At 40.9% G+C, this 12,437-nt stretch carries 9 protein-coding genes; 6 read left to right on the forward strand and 3 right to left on the reverse strand.

The genetic code is table 11. The features are described from left to right. The first annotated feature begins 328 nt into the window (after window positions 1–328). The 3 genes from CTN01_RS04645 to CTN01_RS04655 are packed head-to-tail and all read left to right on the forward strand — an operon-like array spanning window position 329 to window position 4,339. The gene (locus tag CTN01_RS04645) at window positions 329–943 is read left to right on the forward strand and encodes a carboxymuconolactone decarboxylase family protein (protein WP_045083453.1); all 615 of its coding nucleotides are present in this window, start codon (window positions 329–331) and stop codon (window positions 941–943) included. Next, window positions 936–3,083 carry a dihydrolipoyl dehydrogenase family protein gene (locus tag CTN01_RS04650; RefSeq protein WP_045148615.1) on the forward strand — a complete coding sequence of 716 codons (2,148 nt, stop codon included), beginning with the start codon at window positions 936–938 and terminating at the stop codon, window positions 3,081–3,083. The genes CTN01_RS04645 and CTN01_RS04650 overlap by 8 nt, the downstream gene beginning before the upstream one ends. Before the next feature lie 38 nt (window positions 3,084–3,121). After that, window positions 3,122–4,339 carry an ABC transporter substrate-binding protein gene (locus CTN01_RS04655; RefSeq protein WP_045148617.1) on the forward strand — a complete coding sequence of 406 codons (1,218 nt, stop codon included), beginning with the start codon at window positions 3,122–3,124 and terminating at the stop codon, window positions 4,337–4,339. A gap of 96 nt (window positions 4,340–4,435) precedes the next feature. Here the strand turns inward: CTN01_RS04655 and CTN01_RS04660 are convergent, their stop codons facing one another. The 3 genes from CTN01_RS04660 to punR form a co-directional block, all read right to left on the reverse strand. Then, window positions 4,436–5,536 (reverse strand): YibE/F family protein, encoded by a 1,101-nt coding sequence (locus tag CTN01_RS04660; protein WP_045128251.1) that lies wholly within the window; start codon window positions 5,534–5,536, stop codon window positions 4,436–4,438. A 71-nt stretch (window positions 5,537–5,607) separates the two neighbouring features. After that, window positions 5,608–7,029, reverse strand: a complete 1,422-nt coding sequence (locus CTN01_RS04665; protein WP_107188474.1) for an alkaline phosphatase — start codon at window positions 7,027–7,029, stop codon at window positions 5,608–5,610. A gap of 114 nt (window positions 7,030–7,143) precedes the next feature. Beyond that, window positions 7,144–8,052, reverse strand: a complete 909-nt coding sequence (gene punR / locus CTN01_RS04670; RefSeq protein ID WP_045148618.1) for a DNA-binding transcriptional activator PunR — start codon at window positions 8,050–8,052, stop codon at window positions 7,144–7,146. A gap of 105 nt (window positions 8,053–8,157) precedes the next feature. Between punR and punC the strand changes: the two genes are divergently transcribed. The 3 genes from punC to CTN01_RS04690 all read left to right on the forward strand — a co-directional run bounded on the left by punC (window position 8,158) and on the right by CTN01_RS04690 (window position 12,227). Next, the gene (gene punC / locus CTN01_RS04675) at window positions 8,158–9,378 is read left to right on the forward strand and encodes a purine nucleoside transporter PunC (RefSeq protein WP_045148620.1); all 1,221 of its coding nucleotides are present in this window, start codon (window positions 8,158–8,160) and stop codon (window positions 9,376–9,378) included. Window positions 9,379–10,196: 818 nt separating this feature from the next. Next, the gene (locus CTN01_RS04685; RefSeq protein ID WP_045128254.1) at window positions 10,197–10,553 is read left to right on the forward strand and encodes a diacylglycerol kinase; all 357 of its coding nucleotides are present in this window, start codon (window positions 10,197–10,199) and stop codon (window positions 10,551–10,553) included. A 21-nt stretch (window positions 10,554–10,574) separates the two neighbouring features. Further along, a complete protein-coding gene (locus CTN01_RS04690) occupies window positions 10,575–12,227 on the forward strand; it encodes a phosphoethanolamine transferase (protein ID WP_045148624.1) in 1,653 nt (550 codons plus the stop codon). Window positions 12,228–12,437: the final 210 nt, after the last annotated feature.

Genomic DNA, 12,437 nt, shown 5'->3' on the forward strand with positions numbered 1-12,437 from the left:
GTTTAATTGCATAATAACAAACTTTTGCAGTTAGTTTAATTTCCCTCCGTTTTACATTCCTTGATTTATATAAATAAGAATTATCTTTATTTATATTCCATGCCTAATTATTTGTAATACAACCAATAACATACCTTCTCACTGACAAATAACTCAGCGTTTTAAATATCCTTATCTCCTGCTGCTTTTTTCAGCAACCAATTGAAGAAAAAGAAATATTTTTCATTAAATGAAATACAATGTCTGTTCTTAAGGTCTACATGTTTACTACTGCTACTGACTAAGATCGTATAAAACCCTATGTTTAGGGTGTTTTTTAAGGAATAACATGCGCATTTCGATCAAAAAAATTGACTCTTTATGGGTAAAGCCCTTGCTATGGCTTCAAGCCCGCCATTATGGTCAAGTGTTAAACCCTGCAAAACTATGGGGACGTAAACCTGTCTTATTTTGGTTAGTCGCAGGTTTTTTTGGTTTTCTCGACCGTAAGAAGTCACCGATTCAAGATGTCATGCGATCTTTGGTCTGTGTGCGTGTTTCACAATTAAACGATTGTGCCTTTTGTGTTGATGCCAATGGTATGAAACTCGCCGAACGTTGTGATTCAGAAGATAAAATTAAAGCACTCGCCAATTGGCAACACTCACCGCTGTTTACAGCTCAAGAGCGTGCTGTATTGGCTTACACTGAAGCGATGACGATAACAGGTAAACGAGTAACAGATGAAATGCTTGTCGCACTACAAGAATGGTATAGCAGCGATGATATTATTGAGCTAACGGCTTTAGTTAGCTTTCAGAATTTGTCCGCGAAATTTAACACTGCGCTCGATGTACCAGCACAAGGCTTTTGTTCTCTTCCTATTACGCCTGACGATATTGCCCAAGATAACGTGCAAGCATCAGATAAAAACATAACGAAGAAGGATCAGGCAAATGAATAAGAAAAAAACACTATTACTGCTGGTCATTCTCAGCCTTATTGCGTTATGGCTACATTTTGACCTCGGCCAATACCTTACCCTTGAGTTCATCAAGCAAGAGCAATTAGCCCTACAAGCAAAAATTGAAAGTCAGCTTTTCACTGCTTACTTATCTTTCTTTGTACTTTATATTGCCGTGACAGCCCTTTCCTTACCCGGCGCTGCAATTTTAACGCTACTTGGTGCGGCATTATTTGGCTTTTGGTCTAGCCTTATTATTATTTCTTTTGCCAGCACTATAGGTGCAACATTAGCTTTTCTATCAAGCCGCTACATTTTACAGGACTGGGTACAGCAGCGGTTTGGGCAACGCCTCGCTACCATAAATCAAGGAATCGAAAACGAAGGCGCATTTTATCTATTAACGTTGCGTTTAATCCCTGTGGTGCCGTTTTTTCTGATCAACTTACTGATGGGTTTGACTCCGATTAAAACTCGTACCTTCTTCTTTGTCAGTCAGCTTGGCATGCTGGCTGGAACTGCTATTTATGTGAATGCCGGTACCCAACTGAGTAACATTAATAGTTTGAGTGAAATCATCTCATTTCCTGTATTGATATCTCTTGTATTACTCGGGATCTTCCCACTGATCGCAAAAACTCTTATTAACTACATCAAAGGCCAAAAGGTTTATAGCGGTTGGCAAAAACCTATAGCATTTGATCAAAACCTAGTGGTGATTGGTGCGGGTGCAGGCGGTTTAGTCAGTTCCTATATCGCGGCAGCCGTAAAAGCAGAAGTCACATTAATTGAACGTCATAAAATGGGTGGCGACTGCTTAAACACAGGTTGTGTGCCATCTAAAGCATTGATCCGTGTAGCTCATAGCGCTTATGAACTGCAACGGGCACAACAATTTGGTATTGAAGCTAAAATTGAAAACATCGACTTTAAAGCAGTTATGACACGTGTTCACAACGTTATCAAAGATATCGAACCGCATGATTCTATTGAACGTTACAGCAAGCTTGGTGTGAATTGTGTCCAAGGTGACGCGACGATTTTGTCGCCTTGGGAAGTAGAAGTTAACGGCAAAGTGATCACTACGCGTAACATTATTATCGCAACAGGGGCTTCCCCATTGTTGCCCAATATTTCAGGCTTAAACACAGTCAATCCATTAACGTCCGATAACCTATGGCAACTAGATACTTTACCTAAAAAGTTATTGATTTTGGGTGGTGGTCCTATTGGTTGTGAATTAGCTCAAGCGTTTAATCGTCTTGGCGCATCTGTCATCTTAGTTGAAATGGCAGATCAGCTACTTAATCGTGAAGATAAAGATGCAGCCGATTTAATCTATCAAAAGCTAACTCATGAAGGTGTTAGAGTACTTCTTAAACACAAAGCCGTTAGTTTTGTAGAGAAGGGATCTGCGCAATATCACCACGTTAAGCTTGATGATCTTACGACAGAGCAAACGGTCGACGTTAAATTTGATCAGGTTATTGTGGCGCTAGGTCGTGTTGCTAATACCAAAGGTTTTGGTTTGGAGCAGCTAAAATTAGCAACCAACCCGCAAGGAACTATCAAAGTTAACCAATACCTACAAACGCAATATCCTAATATATATGCTGTGGGTGATGTGGCTGGTCCTTTCCAATTAACTCATGCAGCAGCACATCAAGCATGGTATGCCTCAGTAAATAGTTTATTTAGTACATTCAAAAAGTTTAAAGCTGATTACTCGGTATTACCTGCCGTTACATATACTGCGCCGGAGTTAGCTCGAGTTGGTCTCAATGAAAAAGAGGCTATTTCACAAAATATCGATTATCGAACATATACTTACCCTATATCCGATTTAGACCGAGCGATTGCCGACAATGCTGCCGAAGGTTTCGTTAAAGTTCTAACCCCGCCCAATAGCGATAAGATTTTAGGGGTTACTATTGTCGGTCATCATGGCGGTGAACTACTGGCAGAATTTACCTTAGCAATGCGCTATAAACTGGGGTTGAATAAGATTTTATCAACGATTCACCCTTATCCCACTATGAGTGAAGCCACTAAATATACGGCAGGTGTATGGAAACAGGCCAATGCCCCACAAAAGTTATTAGCAATGGTTAAACGTTATCATCAATGGATGCGTAAATAGGTCATTCGGTACAAGGAATTAAAAAGGACGAAACTCTGATGATGAAAAAAAATGTACTAAAAGCCTTGTCGAAAGGCATCGCGTTATCGTTAACAATTTCTAGCTTCGCTTACGCTGAAGAAACGAAAGCACCTGCAAATGAAAGTCAAAGCTGGCAACAAATTGAACAAAAAGCCAAAGGTCAAACCGTCTACTTCAATGCATGGGGTGGCAGTCAAGAAATCAATGACTACTTAAAATGGGCCGATAAACAACTACAGAAAAGTTACGGTGTAACACTAAAGCAAGTCAAAGTCACTGATATCGCTGAAACGACCCAGCGCTTACTGGCAGAAAAAACAGCAGGGAAAAATACCAACGGTGGGGTTGATTTAGTTTGGATCAATGGTGAAAACTTTCGTTCAATGAAGCAACACCACCTCTTGTACGGTCCTTTTACTCAACAGTTACCCAATTGGAAGTATGTTGATACTAAGCTACCTATTGATCAAGATTTCAGCGAGCCTACAGAAGGCTATGAAGCACCTTGGGGGGTTGGACAATTGGTATTCATTTACGATACCAGTGTGCTTAAACAACCACCTCGAAGCTTTAAAGAGCTGTTAGCATTAGCGCAAAAGTACCCAGGTAAGATCAGCTACCCTCGCCCACCAGAGTTTCATGGTAGCAGTTTTTTAAAAGCAGCATTGCTAGAGCTCACTAACGATAAAAAAGCACTCTATCAGCCATTATCATTACCTGCAGAAAAAACGCTATTTAATAATGTGACAGCACCGCTTTGGCATTATTTAGATCAGCTCCATAAAGTGGCATGGCGTGGTGGTAAACAGTTCCCAGCGGGCACTGCAGAAACAGTACAGCTGCTTGACGATCAGCAATTATTATTGGCTGTCACTTTTAACCCCAACGCCGCCTCTGCCGCAATTGAGAACGGTAATTTAACTGAAAATGCGAAAACCTATGCCTTTAAGCAAGGGGCATTAACCAATATTCACTTTTTAGCGATACCATGGAATGCATCAGCAAAAGAAGGGGCACTGGTTGCGATAAACTTTTTAATGAGCCCAGAAGCACAAGCACGTAAATCAGACACCAAGATTTGGGGCGATCCAACATTGCTAAAAGCTGAAGCCTTTAGCCAATTAGCTGAACCTTATAAGAGCCAGTCTTTTGAGCTTTATCCATCGATTGCTGAGCCCAACCCTACATGGCTAATGGCCATTGAGCATGAATGGCAAAAGCGTTACGGACACTAAACTTTGTTACGTGCTCTAACTGTTATTAAAACAGCCAGCTCATCACTGTGCTCTGCTCTTTCATCAGCAAGTTCAATGACACGCTGGCTGTTTTTATTAAGCTTCTTCTAATTCGATTTGCGCGTTAGGCTCAAACTCTTTACTGATCATCCAACATGCTATCCATGCCGTAATAGGTGCAACAATAATCAAGGATAAACTACCAATTAATGTTCGTGCAATTTCGGCTGCCACGACTTTCATGTTAATAATTTGCATCACATCGTTACCACGACTCGCAAACAACATAATCATTGTTAAAAAACTGCCTGAATAGGCTAACAATAACGTGGTTGTCATCGTACCAATCACCGCATTGCCGACTCGAAAACCTGATCTCAACAAATCCATTTGATTCATTTCTGGCGCATTAATTTTTAGCTCTTCCATCGTTGCTGCCATTTCCATCGCAACATCCATTGCCGCCCCACTAGCACCAATTAAAATGGCTGCATACAGAATATCTAGCATGTTTAAATACATGCCCGTTTCAAACAATAAAGGCTGAGCTAAAGGTTGTGTCATACCGTCTAAATGAAGTAACTTGCCGACCAACACACACAAGATCATAGTAACAATTAATCCAATAATCGTGCCTGCCAATGCCGCCTTTCCTTTTGCTGTCCAACCAGCAACGGACAAAATGATCAAACTACACAACATCAATAAACATACGGCTGTTACTAACAAAGGAGAATAACCCGCCATAAGTCCAGGGATCAGAAGTTCTACGATGATCACAATAGATCCAATGAACGACAGTAACGCTTTGGCACCGACTTTTCGTGCATACAGTAACAGGCCTAAACTAAAGGCAATTGCTAAACCGATTAATGCAGGAAGACGATAACGAGATATCACCCTTGTACGTGTGTGATCATTATTCGCTATCGCAACTAAAACGCGATCGCCAACCTGATAATATTCATCATATTCCATCGCACCATTCATCAAATTATAAGCAACGACTTTTTTATCATTACTCAGCGTTAAATCTAACGCCTGCTCTCCCAGACGATTACTACCAATAATTGTGACCTTGCTGTTATTAACCGCAGTTACCTCACCGACTTTATAGTCAGATCCTGTCACACCTTGACTAAACATTTCACAACACGTCACCAGAAGAACGATAAAGGCTAAAATCACACCGCGCATGTTTGTTTCCAACTGCTTTAAAAACTACGAAAAAAGGCTGTCCAAGACAGCCTTTACCTAAAAATTAATACCTAACTACCAATTTTTACGTTCATTAATGTCGCTAATGTTTTTGCCACTTGGGTGTTATCTTCAAAATTGCCAAATTTCTCAGCGCCGACACCGACAGCAGAAAGCGGTAATTGTGTCGCGGTATGTGCATAGCTTGTCCAATAAACACCTGCTCGTTGTGAAGTGATGTGCGCTACAGCAATAGCTACCGGATCGTACCCACCATAAGTCGCGTCATTATGCGTGCTGTAACCGTCAAAATCGGTGATATTTTTAGCACGAAGTTCGTCATCGATATCCATCGCATGATTTAGCGTTTGCAGCTCTTCCTTAGTCAGCAACTTTAGACCAAAGTGTTGATCAATATGCTTCATGAAGGCTTTACGATCGCCGTTATAAACACCTTGAAGCTTATCTTCGATAGACTCATCAACGCCTTTTAGCTTATCTAACTGTACAAAATAGTTTTCACCTAAGCCTAAGCCCATACCACCGGTTTCATGATCGCCCGCAACAATAATTAGCGTTTCATCTTTATGATGTTCATAAAAATCTACTGCCGCTTTTACCGCTTGATCAAATGCGATGGTATCTTGAATCACAGTTGATACATCATTGGCATGTGCCGCGTGATCAATTCGACCACCTTCTACCAACATGAAGAAACCATCAGGATCGTACTTCAATGTTTCGATCGCTTTTGACGTCATCTGCGCTAAAGATGGTGTATTAAGATCTTTCTTACGATCAATTTCATAAGGAAGATGTGATGATGCAAAAGAGGCAAAAACCTTTTGCGAGTTAGTTGGATGGAATGCTAAGAAATCCGCCGAAGAATCAACACCAATAAAAGTGTGGTAGCCTTTTTGTTTGAACCCATCAACAAGGTTCTTACCGTCTTTACGTTTACTGCCTTCGCCATTAATAAAGTGACGATAGCCACCACCAGCAAAGAAATCGACATTTGATGCTAGGTAATCATTGGCAATTTCGTTTTCGTTATCACGGCTAATGTTTTTAGCAACAAAAGTTGCTGGTGTCGCATGTGTTAAACGTGTAGTGGTAACAATACCTGTTGCCATCCCCTTGTCTTTAGCAGCATCCAATGTTGAGCGTAACTTATGCCCTTTTGGATCCATTGCAATGACGCCATTATCCGTTTTTACCCCTGTAGCTAATGCTGTACCCGCAGCAGCTGAATCAGTCACTAAAGTATTAGCTGAATGGGTGGTAATGATCCCTGCTACAGGCATTGCATTAATGGCTAAACGTTGTGCCTCATCCCCATTTTGTTGCTGCAAATAGTATTCACTGATCTGGCGTTGGGCTGTGCCCATACCGTCACCAATCATAAAGAAAACGTATTTCGGCGCATCTGCTGCATGAGCGCCAAGAGAAAAAAGTAAAGATGATGCAATTAAAGTGGGTTTTAAAATAGACATTGCTAACTCGCTGTTTTTATTGAATGCGAGCAACCTACATTGCATTTATTAAACAATTCTTACAAAACACATTATATTCTGCAAGGGTATTATCAATGGAATCAATATCACTTTTTAACGCATCCATTCATGATGAAGTTGCTCACTGTCGCCCAAGTAGTCGAGTAACCAACTTACGGCTGGACTCAAAGTTTCTGTATTCCACGCTAAACAACAAGGACTCATTGAAGGCTTCACCGCGAGCTCTTTTTCCACCAGCTCTCCTGATTCAATTTTACTTATCGCCATATGGCTAGGAACAACAGAAATACCCAGCCCTGCTTGTAAACATTGAAATGCACTGTGCCAACTTGGCACCATGATCCGACGTTGGTTATCCATTAGCCAATTTGTACGTGTTCGTTTTGGTAACGTTCGTGAGGTATCCTCTAAACAGATAGCAGGATATTGCGCTAATTCAAAAGGCTCTATAGGATGTGTTGCCATTGCTAAAGGATGATCTGGCGATACCACAAACTTCCACGTTAAAACGCCCATATCACGATAATCAAAACTGCCACCGATTGGCACTGCAGCAGTTGCGCCAATGGCAATATCAGCCCGTCCATCAGCTAAGGCATCCCATACCCCATTAAATACTTCCATTGTCAGGTGAAGCTCTACATCAGGGAAGTGTAGATAGAAATCTCGAACAAGGGTATTCACTCTACTTTGACGTACCACAGTATCTAGTGCGATAGAAACATTTTCTGACCAACCATTGGCTACCCGTTGGGTTTGATATTTAATGGTATCCATCTGTTTAATAAGTTTGCGCGCTTCTTCAACAAAGTACTCACCCGCAGGTGTCAATTTAACCTGCCTATGCAATCGAACAAATAATTCGACAACTAATCGCTCTTCTATTAACCGAACTGTATAACTTATCGCACTAGGGACTTTATGTAATTCTTCAGCAGCAGCAGAGAAGCTGCCACGACGGGCAACTACGTCAATAACTTGGAGATCGTTGTATGAAAACATATCAAATCAAATTTTTTGAAAGCAATGTTTAAATATTAGCGTTTCACAGTAATTTAAACCAGTATTACACTGCACATATGTCATATAGATATAGTTATAATAAAAATGAATAAACAAAACACTAAACCATCAAAAATCACCCTGTTTTGGTTCGCTTGCTTAAGCATGCTGGGCTTTTTAGCCACAGATATGTATTTACCTGCGTTTGAAACGATTCGTGCCGACTTTGCTACAACCCAATCTCTTATCGGCCTTTCACTAAGTATTTTTTTACTCGGCATGGCATTAGGCCAACTGATTTACGGCCCACTATCTGATCGTATTGGACGTATTAAAGTACTACTTGGCGGTATTGCTCTATTTAGCCTTGGCTCTTTAGCCTCTGCTTTTGCGCCAAACATTGAAGTGTTCTTATTAGCACGTTTCGCTCAAGCATTAGGTGCATGTAGCGCAACGGTTATTTGGCAGGCAGTGGTTGTTGATCGTTACGAAGGTAAAACTTCTGAGCGTGTGTTCGCAACAATTATGCCGCTTGTAGCGTTATCTCCAGCATTAGCACCATTATTAGGCGCACTGCTTGAGCATCACGTAGGTTGGCGCAGCATCTTTATTGCATTAGTCGGTTTTGGTGCTGTTTTAGCAATGCTAACGCTTAAAGAAAAAGAAAGTGCTGCATTAGATAAAGAGCAAGAAAGCGTAACGGTTCAACTACGTAAAGACTATAGCCAAATCCTACGCTCTAAAAAGTTCTGGGGTAACATGGTTATTTTCGCAGCGTGTTCTGCGGCATTCTTTGCTTACTTAACAGGTTCACCGTTTGTTATGTCTGCAATGGGTTACTCAGGTGCAGATATTGGCCTAAGCTACGCACCACAAACTGTAGCATTCATCGTGGGTGGTTACGGTTGTCGTACACTACTTAACCGTTATTCAGGTAAGCAGCTTCTACCTTGGATTTTAGCGCTATTCTTTGCAAGCGTAGCAGTAATGTTCGTTATCTCTACGACAACAACAGTTACAACAATCTGGCCTATCTTAATCCCATTCTGCTTCCTAGCAGTAGCGAACGGTGCGATTTACCCGATTGTTATTAGCGCAGCTCTGTCTGACTTTAAAAACTGTAGCGCAACCGCTGCTGGCCTGCTTAACTTCATGCAGACTATGGTATGTTTTGCGGCTAGTGGTTTAGTTTCAGCATTCGCTGCACACGGCCTACTAACAGTAACAACTGGCATGTTCATTACCGGCTTTATTGCAATCGTTGGTTTTGTCCTAGTTACTCAAGCTCGTAAAGAAGAGCAAGATGGTAAGCTACAAACTGCGTAATATGCTTTAGCCAATCTACATACTGGTTTAACAAAAAGGGGGAGCTGAATTATCAGCTCCCCCTTTTTTATGCTTCATTTCAGATTAGTCTTCACCTATAAAAAACAGCAGTGAAGGTATGTTTTTAATCGCCAAACAAAAATAGCTAAACAATCCCCCACTTTCATGTCGAATAACACGATCCTATCTTCCTTCTGGGAGGACTTCCAAATCATAAAATTTCGTAACAATGGCGCCTTGATTACCTTTACCTTAAACCTGATTCCACCAGCAATGGTCAATGCAGTCATTCATCTGACTCTTCCCGTGTCTAGCCTTTGCGAGTGTTAAAAGGAGCAATAATCTTCCATTTCCCTTTTGCACTTTTGATATAAATACAACGAATAGACGGCCTTTCTTACTTATGGCGTTAAAACTGGGGCAATACCTAAGGTTTCTCTATACCCTCTGCTTTCCATTTTAAATTCATAACTTGTCAATATCCCCGTAGCCAAGATTACAAAAAGCTACATTTCCATACAATCGAATGACAGAACCCCTCTTTAAAACAGTGTACATTTCGCTCCACCAATTCATTCGTTAACGGACCAGTACAATGTATAAACCACTTCTGCTTGTTACTCTTTCTTTCGTAATTACGCCGTGCGTATCACCCCGCATCAATTAAACAAGATTTGGTGTCGGTGCTCATTTTTTTCATAAATTTTCACGCCGAGCCAATAGTTTCGTGTTTTCCAAATTCGATGCACTTCTGTAATCAAGGAGGCTTATCTCTCGAGGCCCCTATTATTTAAGACTAAGCAATTAAAGGTCATATTTTGAAACCAGGTAAAACAGGTATACGTCGGATATTGGATGCAACCGGCTACTCACTTCAAGGGTTGAAAGCTGCGTGGATTCACGAAGCTGCTTTTAGACAAGAACTGATACTTACACTCGCACTATCTATCTGTGCATTTTTACTTCCTGTATCCATGTTCGAACGAACAATAATGATAAGCAGCTTACTGTTAGTCGTCATTGTTGAATTACTAAACTCCGCCATAGAAGCGGTTGTAGACCGTGTCAGTGATGACTGGAATGAACTCAGTGGAAGAGCCAAAGATATAGGTTCCGCAGCGGTTTTCGTTGCGCTTGCTCTCGCCCTGTTTGTTTGGGCATCGATTCTTCTTTAATCACACCGAAACGGATCCATCATGAAAACAACTGAATTCCTTAATAGAGGTATCTCCTATGTTACCTTTACCCTTTTACTCGCTTTATACTTTGCTATTGTAGTAAATATTCCTATTTACAAAGAGCTAATCAACATCTTATCAAGCCTTGATCAAGTGAAGATCGGTTTTATCATTACGATTCCTATCTTCTTTTTTGCCGCGCTGAATTTCCTGTTTAACCTATTCAGCTGGCCTTGGATCAGCAAACCTTTCTTTATCCTATTGTTGATAACATCAGGTATGGTGAGCTACGCCAGCTACAACTATGGCATCTTGTTCGATACTGGTATGATCACCAATATCGTAGAAACAGACACCAGTGAAGCCAGTTCATACTTAAGTGCCTACTCAGTTATCTGGACACTTATAATGGGAGTTGTGCCTGCTCTTTTGGTTTTCAAAGTAAAACTCAAGCTTATAGGTGGTAAATGGCTTCGATTCACGTTAACTAAAGTCTTATCGATGCTGGCTTCATTAGCTATCATTGCCGTAATTGCAGGCTTATATTACCAAGACTATGCATCTGTCGGCCGAAATAATAGTTACCTAAAGAAAATCATCATCCCTACTCAATACGTGTATTCACTTTCTAGCTATGTAAAAGAAAATTATCTAACAACACCAGAGCCTTACCGTGAAATTGGTACGGATGCAAAACAATCTCAACTTGCACTGGAACAAGCGAAAAAGAAACCGACGCTGCTTGTCTTTGTACTGGGTGAAACGGCTCGTACTCAGAACTACCAAACCAATGGTTATGGTCGTGAAACCAACCCTTATACCAATATGTTAGATGTAGTTTCATTCAAGGACGTCTCCTCTTGCGGGACTGCAACCGCGGTTTCGGTGCCTTGCATGTTCTCTCAATTACCTCATCGTGATTTTGACCGTAGCAAAGCAGACAACCAAGATAATGCTATAGATATCATGCAGCGCGCTGGTATCGATTTTCTGTGGAAAGAGAATGATGGAGGTGACAAAGGTGTTGCGCATAAGATCAACAAGATAGAAGTCGACCGTAAACAAGAAAATGAATTTTGCAACGGTGAAACCTGTTATGACATTGCATTACTTGACAAACTTGACGACCAAATTGCTGACATGAAAGGTAACCGGGTTGTTGCCTTGCACCTGATTGGCAGTCATGGTCCAACTTATTTCCAACGTTACCCAAAAGACAAAGCGTTTTTCCAACCAGACTGCTCTCGTGCAGATATTGAAAACTGTAGCGTTGAGCAAATCGTTAACTCCTACGACAACACGATTCGCTACACAGACTTCGTCTTGGCTCAAACCATTGCGAAATTAAAAACGTTAGAATACAAATACAATACTGCGATGATTTACGTCTCAGACCACGGCGAATCTCTGGGCGAAAATGGCTTGTTCTTACATGGTATGCCATATGGGTTAGCACCAGATTTCCAGAAACGTGTACCCATGATGCTTTGGATGTCTCCTGGCTTTAAACAAGCTAAACACATCAACACCGATTGCTTAGCACAAGAAGCTCAGCAAACGGCAACGCATTCACACGATAATGTATTCCACTCGTTATTGGGGATTATGGATGTTGAAACCAATGCCTATGACGGTAAGTTGGATATCTTTAAAACGTGTAGAGCTTCTTAACTAAGCTTGTAATGCTTCATAACAAGATAAAATGAAACTAAAGCCTGACCACAACGGAGTCAGGCTTTTTATTTCCAATCTATTTAGCTTGATCTTTCACCTCTGCTAGACATGAAGCAACTCGCAAATTACAAAACTAGAAATGAAAGATCAGAATAAATGCGTTAATAGAGGCAGGTTTTCACAAATCGTTAAGTGCATGATATTAAA

The organism is Photobacterium angustum (assembly GCF_003026365.1).
GTDB classification, from domain to species: domain Bacteria; phylum Pseudomonadota; class Gammaproteobacteria; order Enterobacterales; family Vibrionaceae; genus Photobacterium; species Photobacterium angustum.

Bases quoted from the DNA above. Each gene is read 5' to 3' on its own strand.
- CTN01_RS04665 (WP_107188474.1), bottom strand. From the start codon at position 7,029: ATGTCTATTTTAAAACCCACTTTAATTGCATCATCTTTACTTTTTTCT.
- punC (WP_045148620.1), top strand. From the start codon at position 8,158: ATGAATAAACAAAACACTAAACCATCAAAAATCACCCTGTTTTGGTTC.
- CTN01_RS04660 (WP_045128251.1), bottom strand. From the start codon at position 5,536: ATGCGCGGTGTGATTTTAGCCTTTATCGTTCTTCTGGTGACGTGTTGT.
- CTN01_RS04690 (WP_045148624.1), top strand. From the start codon at position 10,575: ATGAAAACAACTGAATTCCTTAATAGAGGTATCTCCTATGTTACCTTT.
- CTN01_RS04655 (WP_045148617.1), top strand. From the start codon at position 3,122: ATGATGAAAAAAAATGTACTAAAAGCCTTGTCGAAAGGCATCGCGTTA.
- CTN01_RS04645 (WP_045083453.1), top strand. From the start codon at position 329: ATGCGCATTTCGATCAAAAAAATTGACTCTTTATGGGTAAAGCCCTTG.
- CTN01_RS04650 (WP_045148615.1), top strand. From the start codon at position 936: ATGAATAAGAAAAAAACACTATTACTGCTGGTCATTCTCAGCCTTATT.
- punR (WP_045148618.1), bottom strand. From the start codon at position 8,052: ATGTTTTCATACAACGATCTCCAAGTTATTGACGTAGTTGCCCGTCGT.